Annotated in this window: 16 protein-coding genes; 4 read left to right on the forward strand and 12 right to left on the reverse strand. The window is 50.1% G+C overall.

Going from position 1 to position 19,695, the window contains the following annotated elements:
* Nucleotides 1-3: 3 nt before the first annotated feature.
* Nucleotides 4-2,184: a RelA/SpoT family protein gene (locus tag AC3WT9_RS15160; RefSeq protein ID WP_341095664.1), complete on the reverse strand. Its 2,181-nt coding sequence runs from the start codon at nucleotides 2,182-2,184 to the stop codon at nucleotides 4-6.
* 340 nt (nucleotides 2,185-2,524) lie between these two features.
* Here AC3WT9_RS15160 and uraA point away from each other — a divergent pair, with 340 nt between their 5' ends.
* The gene (gene uraA / locus AC3WT9_RS15165) at nucleotides 2,525-3,835 is read left to right on the forward strand and encodes a uracil permease (RefSeq protein ID WP_341095666.1); all 1,311 of its coding nucleotides are present in this window, start codon (nucleotides 2,525-2,527) and stop codon (nucleotides 3,833-3,835) included.
* 160 nt (nucleotides 3,836-3,995) lie between these two features.
* Here the strand turns inward: uraA and AC3WT9_RS15170 are convergent, their stop codons facing one another.
* The 6 genes from AC3WT9_RS15170 to AC3WT9_RS15195 all read right to left on the reverse strand — a co-directional run bounded on the left by AC3WT9_RS15170 (nucleotide 3,996) and on the right by AC3WT9_RS15195 (nucleotide 10,736).
* Nucleotides 3,996-4,514 carry an adenine phosphoribosyltransferase gene (locus tag AC3WT9_RS15170; RefSeq protein WP_038600521.1) on the reverse strand — a complete coding sequence of 173 codons (519 nt, stop codon included), beginning with the start codon at nucleotides 4,512-4,514 and terminating at the stop codon, nucleotides 3,996-3,998.
* 93 nt (nucleotides 4,515-4,607) lie between these two features.
* Nucleotides 4,608-7,010, reverse strand: a complete 2,403-nt coding sequence (gene recJ, locus AC3WT9_RS15175; RefSeq protein ID WP_341379593.1) for a single-stranded-DNA-specific exonuclease RecJ — start codon at nucleotides 7,008-7,010, stop codon at nucleotides 4,608-4,610.
* A 29-nt stretch (nucleotides 7,011-7,039) separates the two neighbouring features.
* Nucleotides 7,040-8,002: a cation diffusion facilitator family transporter gene (locus AC3WT9_RS15180; RefSeq protein ID WP_341095670.1), complete on the reverse strand. Its 963-nt coding sequence runs from the start codon at nucleotides 8,000-8,002 to the stop codon at nucleotides 7,040-7,042.
* Between the two features lie 118 nt (nucleotides 8,003-8,120).
* Nucleotides 8,121-9,023, reverse strand: a complete 903-nt coding sequence (gene secF / locus AC3WT9_RS15185; protein WP_341095672.1) for a protein translocase subunit SecF — start codon at nucleotides 9,021-9,023, stop codon at nucleotides 8,121-8,123.
* Nucleotides 9,013-10,269: a protein translocase subunit SecD gene (gene secD, locus AC3WT9_RS15190; RefSeq protein ID WP_341095674.1), complete on the reverse strand. Its 1,257-nt coding sequence runs from the start codon at nucleotides 10,267-10,269 to the stop codon at nucleotides 9,013-9,015. Before secD ends, secF begins: the two co-directional genes overlap by 11 nt.
* A 215-nt stretch (nucleotides 10,270-10,484) precedes the next feature.
* A complete protein-coding gene (locus tag AC3WT9_RS15195; RefSeq protein WP_341095677.1) occupies nucleotides 10,485-10,736 on the reverse strand; it encodes a post-transcriptional regulator in 252 nt (83 codons plus the stop codon).
* A gap of 224 nt (nucleotides 10,737-10,960) precedes the next feature.
* Between AC3WT9_RS15195 and spoVB the strand changes: the two genes are divergently transcribed.
* Nucleotides 10,961-12,565 (forward strand): stage V sporulation protein B, encoded by a 1,605-nt coding sequence (spoVB, locus tag AC3WT9_RS15200; protein ID WP_341379596.1) that lies wholly within the window; start codon nucleotides 10,961-10,963, stop codon nucleotides 12,563-12,565.
* Between the two features lie 9 nt (nucleotides 12,566-12,574).
* Here spoVB and AC3WT9_RS15205 read toward each other — a convergent pair whose 3' ends face one another.
* The gene (locus AC3WT9_RS15205) at nucleotides 12,575-13,339 is read right to left on the reverse strand and encodes a YetF domain-containing protein (protein ID WP_341095682.1); all 765 of its coding nucleotides are present in this window, start codon (nucleotides 13,337-13,339) and stop codon (nucleotides 12,575-12,577) included.
* Between the two features lie 228 nt (nucleotides 13,340-13,567).
* Here AC3WT9_RS15205 and AC3WT9_RS15210 point away from each other — a divergent pair, with 228 nt between their 5' ends.
* Both AC3WT9_RS15210 and AC3WT9_RS15215 read left to right on the forward strand, forming a co-directional pair.
* Nucleotides 13,568-13,960 carry a TIGR04086 family membrane protein gene (locus AC3WT9_RS15210; protein ID WP_341095684.1) on the forward strand — a complete coding sequence of 131 codons (393 nt, stop codon included), beginning with the start codon at nucleotides 13,568-13,570 and terminating at the stop codon, nucleotides 13,958-13,960.
* A 96-nt stretch (nucleotides 13,961-14,056) separates the two neighbouring features.
* Nucleotides 14,057-14,896, forward strand: a complete 840-nt coding sequence (locus tag AC3WT9_RS15215) for a phosphatase PAP2 family protein (protein WP_341379598.1) — start codon at nucleotides 14,057-14,059, stop codon at nucleotides 14,894-14,896.
* Between the two features lie 110 nt (nucleotides 14,897-15,006).
* Here AC3WT9_RS15215 and yajC read toward each other — a convergent pair whose 3' ends face one another.
* Genes yajC through AC3WT9_RS15235 form a run of 4 tightly spaced genes read right to left on the reverse strand, consistent with a single transcriptional unit; the run spans nucleotide 15,007 to nucleotide 19,683 of the window.
* On the reverse strand, nucleotides 15,007-15,324 hold the full coding sequence (yajC, locus tag AC3WT9_RS15220) for a preprotein translocase subunit YajC (protein WP_076109166.1): 318 nt from the start codon (nucleotides 15,322-15,324) through the stop codon (nucleotides 15,007-15,009).
* 60 nt (nucleotides 15,325-15,384) lie between these two features.
* Complete coding sequence (gene tgt, locus AC3WT9_RS15225) at nucleotides 15,385-16,521, reverse strand: tRNA guanosine(34) transglycosylase Tgt (protein ID WP_076109167.1); 1,137 nt, start codon at nucleotides 16,519-16,521, stop codon at nucleotides 15,385-15,387.
* Between the two features lie 21 nt (nucleotides 16,522-16,542).
* On the reverse strand, nucleotides 16,543-17,571 hold the full coding sequence (queA, locus tag AC3WT9_RS15230; protein ID WP_341095688.1) for a tRNA preQ1(34) S-adenosylmethionine ribosyltransferase-isomerase QueA: 1,029 nt from the start codon (nucleotides 17,569-17,571) through the stop codon (nucleotides 16,543-16,545).
* Nucleotides 17,572-17,580: 9 nt separating this feature from the next.
* Entirely contained in the window at nucleotides 17,581-19,683 is a 2,103-nt protein-coding gene (locus tag AC3WT9_RS15235) for a SpoIID/LytB domain-containing protein (RefSeq protein WP_341379600.1), read from the reverse strand.
* Nucleotides 19,684-19,695: the final 12 nt, after the last annotated feature.

Below are 19,695 nucleotides of genomic sequence, written 5' to 3' on the forward strand. Positions count from 1 at the left end.
GCCTTATTGCATAATGCGGTTAACCGTATATACATCCTTAACCCGTTTCAACCGATCGACCACTGACTGCAAATGGTCTGTATTGCGGATAAGGATCGTCATATGAATCATCACCATCTTGTTCTTGTCGGAGCGTCCGGTGACCGCAGAGATGTTAGTCTTGCTCTCTGACACCGCCTGCAGCACTTCATTGAGCAGGCCGTTGCGGTCATGGCCGGTAATCTCAATATCAACACTGTAGTTGGCTTCCATACTGCCTTCCCATTCCACTTCAATTACACGTGCCGACTCTTCTCCGTCACCATCGCCCGGAATGTTCGGACAATCCTCGCGGTGGACGGAAACGCCGCGCCCGCGCGTCACATAACCGATAATGTCATCGCCAGGCACCGGATTGCAACATCGTGCAAAACGGACCAGCAGATTATCAATTCCTTTTACACGTACTCCGTTGGTTGGCTGATTCCGTTTCTCTCCGCTGGACTTAATTTCCTTCATCTCAGAAGTAAGCTCCAGATGTCCCGCGGCCTCTTCCTGATCCTTGCGCAGCTTCTCCGTAAGCTTGGAGGCGATCTGCGCCGCAGTAATCCCTCCGAAACCGACTGCCGACAGCATGTCTTCCAAATCGCCAAAAGCAAATTTCTTCGATACCTCAGTCAGCTTATCTTCCGTAAGCCAATCCGATACTTCAACATTGAGGCGCTTCAGCTCACGTTCGATCGCTTCACGGCCTTTTTCAACGTTCTCCTCGCGTTTCTCCTTCTTGAACCATTGCTTGATCTTGCTCCGTGCATGCGAGGATTGTGCGATCTTCAACCAGTCCCGGCTGGGACCATACGAATTCTTCGAGGTCAGGATCTCTACAATATCCCCGGTCTTCAGCTTGTGATCCAGCGGCACGATCCGCCCGTTCACCTTGGAGCCGATGGTCCGGTTACCTACCTCCGTATGGATACGGAAAGCAAAATCAAGCGGAACGGAACCTGCCGGCAGCTCCACAACCTCGCCCTTCGGGGTAAATACGAAGACAAGGTCGGAGAAAAAATCCATTTTGAGCGATTCGACAAACTCTTCCGCATCCTTGGCTTCATGCTGCAGTTCCAGGATTTCGCGGAAGAACGGCATCCGGTTCTCCGGATTAACGTTATTGCTGTTTCCTTCTTTATAAGCCCAATGGGCGGCAATCCCGAACTCGGCGGTACGGTGCATCTCCCAGGTACGGATCTGCACTTCCGTTGGCTCTCCGCCTGGACCCACTACCGTCGTATGCAGCGATTGGTACATGTTCGCTTTGGGCATGGCTATATAATCCTTGAAACGTCCGGGCATCGGCTTCCAAAGAGTATGAATAATGCCTAATGTGGCATAACAATCCTTAATGTTGTCGACGATAATGCGGATGGCAAGCAGATCATAGATTTCATTAAACTGCTTGTTTTTGGTGCTCATTTTGTTATAGACACTGTAAATATGCTTGGGACGTCCCGACAGATCGCCTTCAATGCCCATTTCATCGAGTTTGGCACGAATGCGGCCGATTACACTCTCAATGAACATTTCACGTTCCGCCCGTTTTTTATGCACTAAATTAGCAATACGGTAGTATTGCTGCGGATTCAGGTAACGGAGAGCGATATCCTCCATTTCCCATTTAATCGCTGATATTCCCAAACGGTCTGCAATGGGACAGAAAATCTCCAGCGTTTCATAAGAAATACGGCGCTGGCTTTCTTCTGACTGGTACTTCAGAGTCCGCATATTATGCAGACGATCCGCCAGCTTGATGACAATAACGCGGATATCCTGAGCCATAGCAATGAACATTTTGCGGTAATTCTCGTTCTGCTGCTCTTCCTTGGAACGGAAACGGATGCGTTCCAGCTTTGTTAGACCATCAACCAGCATGGCACAGGTATCGCCAAAATTCCCGCGGATCTGCTCCAGTGACACCGTTGTATCTTCTACGACATCATGCAGCAGCGCTGCAATAATGGAGATGACATCCATCTGCATATTCACGACAATATCTGCGACCGCGAGCGGATGCAGAATGTATGGCTCCCCCGATTTCCGAACCTGCCCGTGATGAGCCTGATCGGCAAATTCATAAGCTTCCCGGATGCGGAGAAGATCTTTTTCTTTTATATAGGCGCTAGCCTTTTCAATTAATTGCTCTATGCCCATTCTCGTCGTATCCGTTTCCTTTCTATAAAGAAAAATTCCGTAATGGAGTTTATCTATTTAATGAATGAACCCGCAAGGTGTGTCCGGTTTGCAGGGTTATCAGCTCTTCCAGGCTGCACTACACGCAGTTTAAAGTTGTTTATAATTATGACGCTTACGATGGATTACGTCAACACTTGCCATAGGGTGGCATTCCTGCAGGCTTAGGCCTCGAAGTATGGGCAATTTCGTGGCATCTGTAAAATTGTTGTTGTAAAAAGTCGCCGTACTCTTTAATCTAGTAAAAGCGGTTTTCCGCGACCTAACCTAAAACTACATAAAGAAAGAGAAGTGAACTCCATTGCAACGCGAAATTCAAGTTAATGAGAAACTCCCCTGGGGCCCGGGATTTCTGTTAAGTCTTCAGCATTTGTTCGCCATGTTCGGTAGCACGGTGCTTGTCCCTAACCTGTTTGGGGTAGACCCTGGTATGATCCTGCTGATGAACGGTATCGGCACATTGCTCTATATCCTGATTACCCGCGGCAAAATCCCGGCTTATCTTGGATCAAGCTTTGCCTTCATCTCACCTGTAATGATTGTGCTTAACCATAACAAGAGCGATCATATGCATGGATATTCGCTTGCACTGGGAGCGTTTATTGTTACCGGTGTTATCTTTATTCTCGTCGCTTTAGTCGTCCGTTATGCCGGCACTGGCTGGATTGATGTGGTGTTCCCTCCGGCGGTTATGGGCGCAATCGTGGCGACCATTGGACTGGAGCTGGTACCGGTTGCCGCACGTATGGCCGGACTGATTGCTCCTGAAGGTGTAAGTACTGCCGACTGGACACCGGACGGAAGCGCAATTACGCTGTCTATGGTAACGCTGGGTGTAACGGTTATTGGCGCAGTACTCTTCCGGGGTTTCCCCAAAATCATTCATATTCTGATCGGGATTGTTACCGGTTATGTGCTGGCCTATATTATGCATAAGGTTAACACGGGTGCCATTTCCGACGCACAGTTCTTCTCCCACCCGACGATCGTCACCCCATCCTTTGACTGGGATGTAATCTTCACCATTATTCCTGTATCCCTTGTCGTTATCGTTGAACACATCGGCCACTTGCTCGTAACCAGCAACATTGTCGGCAGAGACCTGGCGAAAGACCCCGGTCTTGACCGCTCGCTGATGGGTAACGGGATTTCCACCATTTTCTCCGGTTTCCTGGGTTCTACTCCTAATACTACTTACGGCGAGAACATCGGTGTTATGGCCTTAACCAAAGTATATTCGGTGTATGTGATCGGCGGAGCGGCAGTCATCGCCATTCTGCTCTCGTTCTCCGGCACCTTCTCTTCTATTATTGCCAACATCCCCGCACCGGTAATGGGCGGAGTATCCCTCTTGCTGTTCGGGGTTATCGCAGCTTCCGGTTTGCGGATCTTTGTAGAGCAGAAGGTCGACTTCTCCAAAGCAACCAATATGATTCTGGCTACCTTGGTGCTTGTTGTCGGCATCAGCGGCATCTCCCTTAACATGGGCAAAGTGGAGCTTAAAGGAATGGCGCTGGCTACGATTGTTGGTATGGTTCTGTCTCTGTTCTTCAAGCTGTTCGAGGTTCTTGGCTGGTCAAACGAGCAGGAAGATGAGAAATCCGCCCATTAGACCCCGAATACTTATATTATGAAGAAAACGGATGCTCATCTGCTTCAGGGCGGCATCCGTTTATAGTAAATAGAACGAATCTATTAATAAAAGCGGATCGCTGTCTTCGTTCGACAGCGATCCGCTTTTTATTTCCCGGGAAAAGTTACCCTCTTTTAATTTAGTCCTCGTAAGTCATCAGGGATATCACTTCAATATCCGAAAGTTTGTTGCGGCCGGCAAGCTCTACAAGTTCGATGAGAAAAGCAGCGCCGACAACTTTGCCGCCGAGCTGTTCCACCAGACTAACTGATGTGGCAATGGTACCGCCGGTAGCCAGTAAGTCATCAGCAATCAGCACCTTTTGTCCCGGCTTGATGGCATCGGTATGAACGGCCAGTTTATCCTTGCCGTATTCCAGATCATAACCCACTTCAATGGTTTCGTAAGGAAGTTTGCCACTCTTGCGAATCGGTACAAATCCGACCCCCAGTGCGTAAGCCAGCGGTGCGCCGACTACAAAACCGCGCGCCTCAGGACCGGCAATTACATCAATCTGCAGATGTGACACAAGCGCTTTAAGCTCATCAATCGCCTGGCGGTATTTGTCGCCGTCTTTAAGCAATGTAGTTATATCTTTAAAGCTGATTCCCACTTGCGGAAAGTCCGGAATCACACGAATACTGTCTTTTAAATCCAACATGATCATCTCCTAAAGGTTGTGAGCAGTTCCCTCACTGAATTCTCTTCAAACAAACTTGCTACGGAAGCAAAGCCTCCAGTCCATTCCGACCTAGGATGCTCCTAAACGGCGGGACAGCATCCATTCCTGCAGCTCGCTGAGGCTGCCTTCCATGAAATATTGCTCCATTTTCGCAGTCTCACCCAGTCTGACAAAATGCCGGGAGGCCGTAAGACTCTTCGCCGCAGGCTGGGTAACAAAGGTAATGGTCCCATTGCTGCGCTTGATAAAATCAAGTTCCTCAAACACCTCAAGCATCTTGCCCAGCATGCGCACACTGAGTGAAGACTGGCGGCTAAGCCGCAGCAGCACCTCGTGCTCCGGTGTCGCCGCAGCTGCAATCGAAGCCAGCAATTTATATAACGACTTGAAATGATCACGTGTCGGTATTTGCAGCCGGTCACGGCCATCCCGAATGGAGTGCAGCAATGCGATATTCTCAGCTTGTGGAAAAGCAGTAAGCACCGCATCCAGCTGCTCCGGTGTATCCGGCATGTCCAGCAGGCAAAGCAGGGAAACCTTGCCTTCACCTGTTTCGGCTTGCCCTTGATTCAGCACGGAGATCCCGGCATTCTCATCATATACCCAAAGCGACATGCCTTTCAATTGATTCAGCGGCGTCATGCGGCTGTTGTGAAACACAGCTGCAGCGCTGAAGGAAGTTCCGCTGCTGAATTGCAGCAGCAGCTCTTTGAGGGTAGCCGCCTGCTTCACTGCATCAGCTGTCCCGCGCAAATCCAGCAGCTGCGCATTCGGGACTGCTAAATCCTGCAGCATCAGCTGAGGTTTGCGCGAACCGTTCCATTCATTCACCGAAAGCTCTGCCAGGACATCAACCATAGTGCCTCCTGGCAGCAATTGGGCTAATGCTCCTTTGCCGAAGGCTACCGCCTCAATCGTATGCTTGCCTTGCTGCAAAACCAGCTTGAGATGTTTGCCATCCTGCCCCATCTTGCGGGTCTCCTTCACCGCAGCTCCGCGAACTATAAACTTGGGCAGCGGATTGGCCATCCCGAAGGGAGCCAGCCTGTCCAGATCCAGTGCGGCCTGCAGCGTTAAATCAGAGATCGCCGTTTCACCGTCCGCTGCTGTCACAGGCATGAAATGTTCCGGCTGGAGAACGGAGGCTGCAAACTCATTAAGCGCAGCCGCGAATTCTTCCAGCTTATCACGATGCAGGCTCATCCCTGCTGCTGCTGGATGGCCGCCGAAATGATCCATCAGCCCGGCGCAGGAAGAAAGCGCTGCATAAATATCCAAACCGGGAATCGAGCGGGCAGAACCTTTACACATCCCTGTTTCCGGGTGAACATCCAGTATAATCACCGGACGGTAATACCTGTCCAGCAGCTTAGAGGCCACAATACCCACCACGCCGACATTCCAGCCTTGATCAGCAAGAACAATAATATCCGGCAGTGTTCCCTCTGCGGTCTGCTGCTCAAATTTAGCGGTGGCTTCCGTGACGATTCTTTCCACGACCAGCTGACGCTCTTTGTTAAGCAGATCCAGTTCTCCGGCAAGCTGTTCAGCTTCCCCCGAATTTGTGGTAGTGAGCAAAGCCACAGCACGGCCTGCGTGATCCAGCCGGCCGCTGGCATTAATGCGCGGCGCCATGCCAAAGGCAATATTTATAGCGCTCACTGTACTCATCGTTACACCACTGACATCAAGCAAGGCCCGGATCCCCGGGAAAGGTGAATGCCGCATACTGGAGAGTCCTCTGCGCACTAGACTGCGGTTCTCACCGAGCAGCGGCATGAGATCAGCAACTGTACCAATGGCCGCGATCTCGCTCCATTCCTCCGGTACCTCGTCCCCAAGCATGGCTTCAGCCAACTTGTAGGCAACCCCCACACCTGCCAAACCCTTAAAAGGATAAGGACAGTCAGGAAGCTTCGGATTAATCAGTGCAAAGGCCTCCGGCAGCAGTTCAGGCGGCTCGTGATGATCCGTTACGATCACATCAATTCCAAGCTCTGTCGCATAAGCGATCTGATGATAAGCGCTAATTCCGGTGTCTACGGTAATGACCAGCGATACTCCCTGCTGTACCGCCCAGTCCAGCGCATGATTGTGCAGCCCATAGCCTTCATTTGAACGATGGGGAATATAAATGTCAAAGGATGCCCCCAGATAACGCAGCAGGTAGATCATCAGCGCGGTGCTGGACACTCCATCCGCATCATAATCACCGTACACGAGAATATGTTCTTCTTCTTGTAATGCTTTTTTGATCCGCGGAACCGCCTCGGCCATTCCCTTCAACAGGAACGGATCATGTCTATCCTCCGCGCCTCCATCCATGAATTGCAAAGCATCAGCAGCCGTCCCCAAACCTCTGGTTACCAGCAGTGATGAAAGGAGCGGAGAAATAGAAAGGCTCCGGGCCAATTCCTCTACTGCAATGGGATCGGCTGCCGGAGAATGCCATCTTGTTTTTGAATGAAGCAATTGAGTTCACCTTTCTCTCACCCTGCGAACTACTGGAGCAGCGTGGGACTATCGTTGTCCACGAGCTCATAGTTGCTTTTGTAAGGATAACCCGGATCATAAGGCACAACATCCATATGAACCTCGCCCACATGGACAAAACGGTGCTGCAGCAGCTTCCTGGCGCATTCCGAAATATCCTGGGCTTCCGTCACGGTAATCCGCGGGTTGACGCTGATTTTAACTTGGAGGTTCACGTAACGCCCCTGCTCAAGTGCTTTTAAATACTCTACACGAATAACACCATGCACCCGTTCCACGGTTTCAATAAAGCTGGCCGTCTCCGCGGAAGGAAGTTCCTGATCCCTCTGGGCCAATACAGAAGTCATAATCAGTGAATACCCTTTACGGATAATTAGTGCGCTGGTTAGAAGAGCGGCAATCGGGTCCATATACAGCAGCGGATTCCAGTTGAGATATCCTCCAGCAAACGACCCGGCAATCCCGACGAATACGGTAATTGAAGTATATAGACTGAAGCGGTGGTTATCCGCGTATGCGGCATGGCTGCCATCGCCAATTTTCTTAAAATAACGATATTGATATTGAAAGATAGCCTCTTTAAACGCGATGGAGATCAGGACGGTGACAATCGCCGCCTCTCCAGTGGGTGATAAATGTCCCCGGGTTAAATCGCGAATTGCCGAGAAGGCAATTTGCAGCCCGCCCATTAGAATAAGAACTGAAAAAAGGATCGCGACAATCGGTTCCTTATTACGCTGCCCTTTCTGGGTACGCTCTGTTTCTTTATTCCTCTTAACCAGTTCTGAGCGCCACGGAAGAATATCCGCCAGCTTGGCTGCAGCGTCTGCTCCGGAATATAAAGCATCACCCAGCAGTGCTTTGCTGCCGGAGAAATAGCCAACACTTCCTTTAGCCAAAGCTAATGCAACATCGCTGACGATTCCAGTCCAGGCAACCGTCTCACTTTGCGGTGATTGTTTGTCATTCATAACGAGGCCCTCCTTGCCGGGTAGCGAGTAATCTCATGATGATTGAAGTTTGCTCATTCCACTCCAAAGATTCGAAAAGCCGCGTCGCCTTTGACGCGGCTTTTCGGGACAGGAAATTTTAAGCTTTGGCCGGATTGTTCTTCACTGGAGTCTTCTGGCGCTTCTTCAGCAGCAGCCAGAGCGGACTCGCGATAAAGATCGAGGAATAGGCTCCGAAGAGCAAACCGATAACCATCGCAAGTGAGAACATTTTGATAGACTCTCCGCCAAGGATAAGCAGGAAGAATGCAGCAATAAATACCGTAAACGCTGTGTAGAGGGAACGCATCAGGGTTTGGCTCACACTTTTGTTCACCAGTCCCTTAAGGTCCTCATACGTCTTCTGCTTGCCGAAGCGCAAATTCTCGCGAATCCGGTCAAAGATAACGATGGTATCATTGATGGAATAACCGATAATGGTCAGCACCGCGACAATGAAGGTCAAATCCACCTCCAGGCGGAAAATCGAGAAGATCGCAACAACCATAAACGCATCATGAGCCAACGCTACAATCGCAGCCAGGGCAAAACGCCATTCAAAGCGGATACTTACATAAATGATAATCCCCAAACAGGAAATTAGCACAGAATAGATCGCATTACGCGCCAGCTCTTTGGCCATTTCTGTATCTACCGTGTTAATCTCGAAGGAAGCTTTATCATCAATCTTGTTAATTGCAGCCTGCAGCTGCTCGCTCTGTTCCTCTTTAAGAACCTCATCATAACGGATATTCACCCGTTTCTCACCAATGGTGATGCTTGGTTCATGGGAGAGGCCCAGACCGCTGAGCGCAGGATTAAGCTCTTCCTGTGTAATCGTCTTGGACAGCGCCACGTCAACATTGGAGCCGGCCTTGAAATCAACGCTGTAGTTCAGTCCAAGAAAGCCCAGGAACACTAAGCCGAGTATCGTAAGGACAATGGAAAAAATATAGAAAAACTTACTCAAATGTACAAAATCAAGTTCTTTCTTAAAGCGCACGGATGTCACTCTCCTTTACCCCAAATTGCTTCGGCTTTTTCAGAACGCCGGCTTTGACCAGTGTACTGAGCAGCCAGTGGGCAAAATAGAGGTTCGTTACGATACTGAGCACAATCTCCACAATCAGTATCAGAGCAAAGCCCTTAACCGCACCCGTACCAAATGCGAACATAACGGCCGCTACGATTATAGTCGTCACATTGGCGTCCATAACGGTCCGGAAAGAGGTTTTATTCCCCGCTTTGACGGAAGACAATATGCTCTTCCCGCTGCGCATTTCTTCTCTTATCCGTTCGTTGGTAATGATATTGGCGTCAACTGCCATCCCAATACCGAGAATAAATGCGGCAATACCAGGAAGTGTCAGCGTAAAGTCGGCAACGACAAATACCAGAATCAGCAGCCATGTATGCAGAATGAGTGCAAAGCTGGCCAGCAGGCCCGGCAAGCGGTACATGCCGATCATAAAGATCAAGATAATCAGGGAACCCACAAGTCCCGCTCTGATCGTTTGATCAAGGGATTGTTTACCCAAGGTAGCGCCTACGCTTTGTGAATATTTCTCTGTCAGCTTCAGCGGAAGGGCACCGAGGTTAATCGTGTCGGCCAGTTCACGGGCCCCTTCTATAGTATAACCTCCGGAAATCGAAGCTTTTCCATCTGTAAGTACTGCTCTTACCGTTGGTGGAGGGTCGGATAACAATTGCTCATCAAGATAAATAGCGAGTTCTTTACCCAGCAGGCGCTTGGTAATTTCCGCGAATTTATCCTTATCCTTAACAGTAATCCCGATCTCAGGCTGGTTCAAGTTGTTGCTTTGAACCTCGGCAGCATTCTCAACAAAGTCACTGCCCACGAGTTCTATCTTGCTGTAAACTCCAGGAGCATCGCCTTCGGCAGCACTGCGGAAGGTCAGAACCGCAGGTTCCTTCATCTTCTTGCGTACCTCGGCCTCGTCGGTAACGCCCGCAATTTTCAGACGGATGCGGTCAGTTCCCTCAGTAGTTACTTCAGGTTCGCTTGTGCCAAGCGCATTGGCACGTTTCTCCAGACTTTCCGCTGTTTTCTGCAGCGAGGCATGGCTCAGTTCTCCTCCTGTTTCCATCGGCTCCGCGTGATACAGAATCTCGAAACCGCCCTTCAGGTCAAGCCCCAGTCGAACCTTGTCCAATAGTCCGGGAGTACTAAATGCCATGACGCCTGTTAAAACGAGCACGGTAATGATAAAGCTCAAAAGTCTCTTCATGCTCTTGCTAGTTCCCCTTTCATTACTCAATATTCCTATTATAGCTACGTGCGAAATCACCGTCAATTCGTGGAGGAACGACGGTGTTATACTCACACAAAGAAACGGCCGGCTCTGCCCAAGGCAAGCCATCCGTTTGATAGGAAAAGCAAAATTGGTCTTCTCTTACTTTACTGCTTCCTATAGCCATTTGCAAAAGAAAATCATTCCTTGTATCAGTTTAATCCCCGATAAGCGGCAATCGTTAAATAATTCATATAACTAGTGGATTTCAAGGAATAGATATCGTTCACAAGCTTGTGCAGGGGAGGGTTGCCCTCCTTGGCATAGTTGCGGCTGATGCAATCCCAGATATCCTTGCCTGTTACATACTCATAGCCGAGGAGTCGGAATTCCTCCGCTTTGCTGCGGCACATGGCTTCGATATCTTCACCAAGCTCATCATCACTCCACTCTATCGATTCCACGTGTTGACACCTCCAAAGTTCGCTCGCTTTCGCATGTTACTTTTTAGTATTCGACCAGACTCCCCCGCATTCCTTCTTCCGGGTTAAAACTTATCATTTCCAAAGCTTGTCATGGAGTAGACAGGGTACCGCATATCAATATACAAGCCTGCATCCACAAGCTTACCTTTTGGACAGACAGGAACGCCAGCGTTTTATTTCAATTCGGGAAGAAGGAGTGCCCTTTGAGTAATCTAAGGAAACAAAGCTTTATCCAAGGAACGCTTATACTGCTTGCCGCAGGCATTATTAACCGGATGCTTGGATTCATTCCGCGCATTGCATTACCCCGTATTGTCGGTGCTGAAGGCGTTGGTCTTTATCAGTTGGGTTATCCCTTTTTCATCGTGCTGATCACTGTAATCACTGGAGGGATTCCGCTGGCCATCGCCAAAATGGTAGCTGAGGCAGAGGGAGAGAACCGGCCTGAAGAGTCACGCCGTATTCTGCATACCGGACTTACCCTCAGCCTGGCGCTCGGCATCTTGTTCACCCTGGTCGCCCTGTTCAGCGCCTCATGGGTATCCAATGTGCTCCTTACGGACAGTCGTGTGTATTATACATTTGTCAGCATGACGCCGATGATCTCTATCGTTGCCGTATCTTCCATATACCGGGGCTATTTTCAGGGCAGGCAAAACATGATTCCTTCCGCACTTTCCTCCGTTCTGGAGTCAGTAATCCGTATTATCTTTATGTTGTGGTTCTCTTGGCTGCTGCTTCCGAAGGGTATTGCCTTTGCTGCGGCAGGTGCAATGTTAGGGGTGACCGTTGGCGAAATCGTCGGCATGCTGGTGCTGCTATGGCAATATTATTACATCCTAAAAAAGGACAAGAAGGATCTTCCTGACCCTGTAACCGCGGAAAATGACATTCCAGATCCGGTTATCCCTGAACCTTCAGCGGGCAAGCAAACTTCTGTACTGAAACGTCTGCTAGGCATTGCTGTTCCCGTCACAGCCGGAAGGCTCGTCGGCTCTTTTTCCTATCTTCTGGAATCTATTATTACCGCCCGCAGTCTGGCCCTTGCCGGAATTGCCACCGCAGCTGCAACCGCGCAGTACGGCTCCTTACAAGGGATGGTTATTCCACTGCTGCTGCTGCCGGGAGTGCTCAGCTCTTCCCTTGCTGTTTCGCTCGTTCCTTCCTTGTCAGAGGCGGCAGCGCGCCATGATTTGGCAACCATTCATAAAAGAATGCACCAGGCCCTGAGGCTCGCTATGGTAACCGGAGCCCCTTTTGCTGCAATTATGTATATTCTTGCCGTACCGCTATGTACGCTGATGTACGGCAATGCGGATACCGCTCCGATGCTGCGGATGATGGCACCTTTTGCACTCTTCCTCTATGTCCAAGCACCGTTGCAGGCTGCTCTTCAAGCTATGGACCGCCCCGGGAGGGCGCTTATAAATACGCTGATTGGTGCGGTAATCAAAATCCTGCTCATTCTCTTTTTAGCCTCCCAGCCCGAATACGGGATTTATGGCGCAATAATCGCAATTATCGTTAACAGCATTTTTGTAACCTTGCTGCACGGCTTCAGCGTAGTTAAGCTGATTAAATTGTCGATTAGAGTTTCCGATCCACTCAAAACGTTGACCGCGGTGATTATCATGGCCGCTGGCATGTCTTACATCTATACCTCTGTTCCCATCGCCGATGCCCAGTGGCTGCAATTTTTGCTTTCCGCCGCCAGCGGGATGGCTCTTTACCTGGGAATATGCCTGCTTTCAGGCCTGATCTCTACCCGCGACCTAGACCGTGTGCCATTCTTCAAACGCCGGCGTTAATATTTTACTCTATCTGGAGCGGTGACGGTCTACATAAATTTCACCCTTGTGATCTATCGAGCACAGAAAAACATCGCGAAAATCAGATACGCCCTTTTGGCGGATCTGGGTTCTTAGCCAGAATCTTGTTTTCCCGATCATCTCTAGATTTGTATCCTGCACCTTCCCGTCCATAATGAGCGGAATCGGCAGGCCTTCGTACCTGATTTTATGCTTCGGCAGCTTGACGCTGCCGGAGCTGTCAGCACCACTGTTTCCCTGTTCATTCCGTTCGGCATTAGAGCTGCTGTTTCCCGATTGGTTGGATGACGACACTCCCCTGTTCTTCTCAATGACGGTAAGCTGGCCGCTGGTTTCCAGAATGGCAAACTCCACATCAGCAGGGCTGTCGATGTTCTGACCCCGCAGCTGGAGCAGCAAATCATCAAGGTTGTACCTTTGCCTGCGCATTTCCCCGCGGTGTATTTTGCCATCTGAGATCAGTACGCTGGGCTTGCCGTCAATCAGCAGCCGCAGCTTTCTGTTCTTAAGGCTGAACTGGGCCACAAGCACCTGAATCAGTACCAAGGTTGCCATGGGCACGATTCCGTCATAGACCGGCCGTTCGATGTCATCAATGACAAACACGGCAATTTCAGCAATCATGATCGAAATCGTTAAATCGAATACAGACAGCTTGCCAATTTCCCGTTTCCCCATTATCCGCATGCTCAGGAAAATGAAGATATACATCAGCACGGTCAGAAAGATATGGGTAGTAATATGCTGGAACATATTCTCTTCGCTCCCCTTTCCGCTTCTCGCCCGGGCAGTTTGCCTTACGGGCGGATTAATGTACCCCTATTCTGGCCTCCCTGCCAAGGGAACATTCGGAAATGGTCTTATTAATTAATGGTAAATGAGCAGGCTTTGCCATTCTTGTACTATTGGGGCAAGCCTCCCCATACAATGAATATTAGTTAACTCAAGGTGATCGTCAAAAAACATTTAGGAGGTTTTACCATGTACTTCATTCGGCGCCTGTTCTCATGGAGAATAACGAGTCCTGTATTATCCGGTTTATGCCGATCCTTCCTGTGGATGCTGCTGGGCGCGTTTGTCCTCTCTCTTTTGCTGTGGGGCAGTGGTCTGAAGGAACAGGATCTTACAACGTATACCTACTTCGTACACGGCATCGCCGCCGCATTCGGCGGACTGACGGCAGGGCGCAGAGCAACCAGTAAGGGCTGGTATCAAGGATCACTTACGGGGGGATTCTACGGAATCATTGTGCTGCTGGTCGGATTTTTGGCGCTTGACAGTGCCCCTGCAGGCATTGATGCTGTATGGGTTATGGCTGCTGCAGCAATCGGAGCGCTCGGCGGAATGTTTGGAGTTAATTTACAAAAAAACTAAATTATTAGAATCCATAAAATTTGAAACCATTCTCTTAAAAATATGTTACACTGGTTTCATCTGAATTCGTAAGAGCTTGAGGAGGCTTCGATAGCTTTGCTTTACCAATCCATGAACCATGTTGTTTTGTACACTGTTGTAATAGTAATTCTGCTGATCTGGATCAATACCAGGCGCAACCCTTTAATGGCCTTTGTAGAACTCGGAAAGGAACTGCTGCACTCCTATAAATTTCTGTTGGTTATTGTTGGAATGATCAGTGTTCTCCTCCTGAATAAGTATGAGCTGCAGATTGAGCAGAAGATGCAGCTCGCATCGGATTATACTTCTGTATTTTTTGGACTTGAAGGACATTTTGTCCAGACCGTACAGCAAATATTCTACGCTCCCTGGCTTACACCTATTGTCGCTTTCTTCTATATCTTTATGCTCCAAGCCGTGCTGGCTGCTTCACTCGGAGTCTATTTGCTGGAGAAGAACCGCCTGATGCTGTATGCCACCTGCTACACGATCATGCTAATTTACACAGTCGCCATTCCGTTCTTTTTATATTTTCCAATCAACGAAGTTTGGTCCTATGCTCCGGCAGGTGTAAGATTCATCATGTTGGATGTCTTTCCAAACTTTGAACAGGAATACAGGCCGCTCTCCGGTCTAAACAACTGTTTCCCTAGTCTGCACACGGCCATCGCTGTAGCTACGGCGCTGCTCGCCTTTCGGTCAGGGAACAACCGCTGGAAGATTATCTCAACGATTTCAGCAGTAGCTATTGTGTTCGGAATCTTCTATCTCGGCATTCATTGGCTGATTGATATGCTGGGCGGCACTCTGCTGGCTGTTGTGTCCACCTCTGCTGCAGTACAGCTGGCCAAGCTGACACTCCGCAGCGAGGAAACATCGCTTCCAGTCCGAAGCCGCGCCACAGATGCCCGTTAATTTTTCAATTCCCTCAGGGTGATGAATACGAGATTTATGTGATAGCATGCCAAAAAGCGGCGTTCTCCCGAAGGAGATACGCCGCTTTTTATGTAGGTTGTGAAGAAATACTATTCCTTACCTTCCGTCTCCAGTGCCACAGCATGGCTGATAGAGCCCCGGTCAAAGGTTAAACGGGTCACATCATTAACGCGCAAAACGACGATGTCGTCGGAAATCTCCATGATCGTCCCGTGAAGGCCACCAATAGTGACTACCTTATCGCCCTTCTTCAGAGCTTTCAACATTCCGTTGCGTGCTTTAGTTTTCTTCTGCTGCGGACGAATGAGCAAGAAATAGAACACCACAAACATAAGTACAAACGGGCCTACGAGACCTAGAATGCTGCCAGTCCCCCCTTGATTTGCTGCAAATTGAAAATGTAACATATCCTTTCCCCCCTTTCGATACGCATTAAAGCACAATCCAGTTCTTCTGTTACAGGCGTACTAGAAGCCTTTGAGATTATCATACAATCCGTATTGTGCAAAAAACTCATCGCGAAAATCAAGCAGCCGATCCTCTCTGATGGCTTCACGCACTTTACGCATCAAATCCAGCAGGAAGTGTAAGTTATGGTATGTCGTTAACCGCAAGCCAAACGTTTCATCGGCTTTGATTAAATGGCGCAAATAAGCCCGGGAATAATTCCGGCAGGTATAGCAGCTGCATTCCGGATCAAGCGGCCCGAAATCACGTGCATACTGTGCGTTGCGTACAACGAGTCTTCCCTGACTGGTCATTGTCGTTCCATTACGGGCAATGCGGGTAGGCAGAACACAGTCGAACATGTCCACTCCGCGGATTGACCCTTCAAGCAGCGCATCCGGTGAACCGACACCCATTAAATAACGCGGTTTCCCTTGCGGCAGCAGCGGAACAGTATAATCCAGCACTTCATACATTAGCTGCTTGGACTCTCCGACGCTGAGCCCCCCAATAGCATACCCCGGGAAATCCATGGAAGTCAAATCAGCCGCACTCTGGCGGCGCAAATCCTCATGCATGCCTCCCTGTACAATAGCGAACAGCCCCTGATCCTCGGGACGGGCATGGCTTTTGAGACATCTTTCGGCCCAGCGTGAGGTACGTTCCAATGACTTTTTGACGTAATCATATTCAGCCGGGAAAGGCGGGCATTCATCAAATGCCATCATGATATCGGAGCCAAGTGCGTTTTGAACCTCCATCGCCACTTCCGGCGAAAGGAATTTCTTGTCTCCATTTAGATGGGAGCGGAAATGTACGCCTTCCTCGGTAATTTTGCGCATATCGCTCAGTGAGAATACCTGAAACCCACCGCTGTCCGTCAGAATCGGCCGGTCCCAATTCATAAACTTGTGCAGACCACCGGCCTCACGAATGATGTCATGGCCAGGCCGCAGAAATAAATGGTATGTGTTGCTCAGTATAATATGAGCGTCCATTTCTTTCAGTTCTTCGGGACTCATGGTCTTGACTGTAGCTTGTGTGCCAACAGGCATAAAGGCAGGTGTCTCGATGACACCATGCGGGGTATGGACTCTGCCGAGCCGGGCTCCGGACTGCTTGCAGGTCTTAATGTGTTCATAAGTTATTGCTGCCATTTGTTTAACCCTTCCTCTTGCTTAATAAATAAACATCGCATCACCAAAGCTGAAAAAGCGGTACTGCTGCGCTATCGCTTCCTCATAGGCGGCGAGAATCTGTTCACGTCCTGCTAAAGCACTCACCAGCATAACCAAAGTGGACTTTGGCAGGTGAAAGTTAGTAATCAATGCGTTAACAACTGTGAATGCATAACCGGGATAAATGAAGATATCCGTCCACCCGCTGCATTCTTCAATCTGTCCGCCCTGGAACTTATTGCCCACGGTCTCCAGAGTCCGGCAGGAGGTTGTACCAACAGCGATAATACGGCCGCCTCTTGCTCTCGCCTCATTCAGAAGCTCTGCAGTTTGCCGGGACAGCTCGAAATACTCGGCATGCATGACATGCTCTTCAACCTTCTCTACTGACATCGGGCGGAATGTGCCAAGTCCAACGTGAAGTGTAATGTAAGCAATATTCACACCTTTTGCAGCAATACGCTCCAGCAGTTCCTTTGTAAAATGCAGTCCAGCCGTAGGTGCCGCTGCTGAGCCTTCATGCCGGGCATACACCGTCTGATACCGTTCCCGGTCATCGAGCGTTTCTTTAATATAAGGTGGAAGGGGCATCGTCCCCAGTCTGTCCAGAATCTCCTGAAAGATTCCTTCATACATGAAGCGCAATGTCCGGCCGCCCATATCGGCCTCGTCTTCGATCACCGCACGGAGTTCATCGCTGAAAATAATGACCGCACCGGTCTTCAGCTTCTTGCCCGGCTTCACCAGCGCTTCCCACCGGTCCTCTCCCAGATTCTTCAGGAGCAGTACTTCCGCCTTGGCTCCGGTGTCTTCCTTGATCCCAAATAGTCTGGCAGGAATAACGCGCGTATCATTCAGAACAAGCGTATCCCCCGGCTGAAACTGCTCCAGTATGTCGGTAAAATGCCGATGAGCAAGCTCTCCGTTCTCCTTGTTTACCAGCAGCAGCCTTGAGGCGCTACGGTCAGAAAGTGGAGTCTGGGCAATCAGCTCCTCCGGCAAATGAAAGTCATAATCGTCTACATTCATGGTCAGTCTTCATTCCTTAACTATAGTAACGTTATTAAAATAGTGTTGCAATATTTGCTTGTAATCATACCCGTTATCGGCCATACCTTTCACGCCCCACTGCGACATGCCGAGCCCATGGCCATTGCCCCAGCCGATAAAGTAAAATCCCGGGTTAGTTGTAACCACTCTTGCCGAAGAATCGGCTCCCATTACAACCGTTCCGCTGCTCTGGGCAGTAACCTTGCCGGATGCAGAAAGCACACCCGCAGACTGTGTTCCGCCAATGGTTGCGGTAGAGCCGTCAGCGCCTAATACAGTATAACTGCCGGAAGGTACAATATCAAACAAGGTACTGGGCAGTCCATTAAAGGCGGAACGGAAAAGATCCGGGTACTTAACCTGCAGAATATTACCGTTGGCTTTGACCTGTGTGACTCTTCCTGAAGGCCCGCGCTGGGTAACCTGCAGGCTGGTAATGGATGACGGCAGTGTACTGCTTGTCTTGCCGGCTAAGCTTTTGAGCAGCTCTGCCGAGGTGTACGGTCCTTTAATCCAGCTATAGCTCCCGGATTCATAGACTTGATCCAATACGACAGCATTCTCACCGGGATTCAGTTTGCCTACCGGACTTGCACTGCTGTCGATAACAGGCAGCGGCCGAATATTCACATTACTGGTCGAAGCTGTCGCAAGGGGAAGCCCTGCCGCCGTCTTACTGCCGGTCAGTTTCATATTATCTTCACGGGCATAGCCGGAGGCACCGCTAGACAGCAGCACATAATACCACTTCTTAAATGAGGCAGCGGCCGAAGCATCCTCAGCGCTGAGCACACTGACAAAAGCAGCTCCGCCATTGCCCCAGACCTCTGACGGATCCGCTGTGCGGCCGCCGCTGTTGGAGGAGAAGACGGTTTCGACAATCTTCCCGCCACTCTTCAGCACTTCACCGGCTGTGGCATCCACCGCCTTGATAATTGTAGGTGCTTCGGCCCCGATGCCGTTATATACCTGGCTTAGTGTCGTATCAACCACATCAGCCACATCAAAACGTTTGCCCTGAAACAGCGCATAGCTGCGCGCGGCGACTGCCTGGGCCTTAAGTGCCTCTTGATTCCAGCTCGAGGAAACTTCTCCGCCGACTACAGCATACAGATATTGCTCCAGCGGAACTTCATTAATGACAGCCAGTGAACCGTTCAATCCGCTTAGCTCCAAGCTGCCGCGATACGTACGTTTGGATCTCTCCTCCAGTTGAATCCCCGATTCATTGCCTGCAGCAATAAACTTGGCACTCACTCCGGACACACTGTAATGAAACGCTTGTCCCTCCTTACTGAGGTCCAATCCTGCGTCACTGCGGATAATTAACCCGGGTGCTGAAGCAGGAGACAAGACAAGCTGGGGAAGTGCAGCCGCAACTTCGGTCTGCAGGGCGGAAAGCTCACTTTCGCCAGCAGCTTCGCCGACCCAAACCTGCGTCTTTGCACTGCCGTCCGCTCCAGCCACCATTACCTTCCAGGCATCAAAATTGGCTGCCGTCAGTGCCTGGAGAGCAGCATCTGCTTCCTCAGTGGAAGCGAACTCTCCGGCAGACAAGTGTTTAATGCCCTTTACTGCTGACGTTTGGCCCGCCGGGATGGACAGTCCCGCTTTCCCTACGCGGGTAAGACCTTCTTTGGCAGCATTTTCACTGGCGTACGGACCTGTGTACAGCTGGTATGCATTAACCCCATTCCGCGAGGTTACCAGCAACTGCGGCTTATCGGATGTAGACTGCAGCTTCTTGGCGGCATCGGCAGCTGCCTGCCAGGTGTCAGTTTCCATAACCTTAACCTTGTAGCTATCCAGACTTACGCGTATTTTGCTGTTGGCCGGAACCGGCAGCAATGAGGCTGCCCCACTCTGGCCGGAGAGAAAATTGAAGTCCTTAGCAGACTGCAGCGTCACGTATGGTACGGTTAATTTATATTTGCTGCCGATATCAGCATATATCGCAACCCGGATGTTTGCACTGGATTCAGCATGGATATCACCTGCAGGAACCAGGAAGCTGCCCGCAATCAGTGTTGCCGCCAGCAATCCCCGGCCCAGCAGTCCCATTCCTGTCCCTTTGCGCCTCGCATGATTCATCGTGAAGCCTCC

The sequence above is a fragment of the Paenibacillus sp. EB106-06-01-XG199 genome (genome assembly GCF_058791575.1).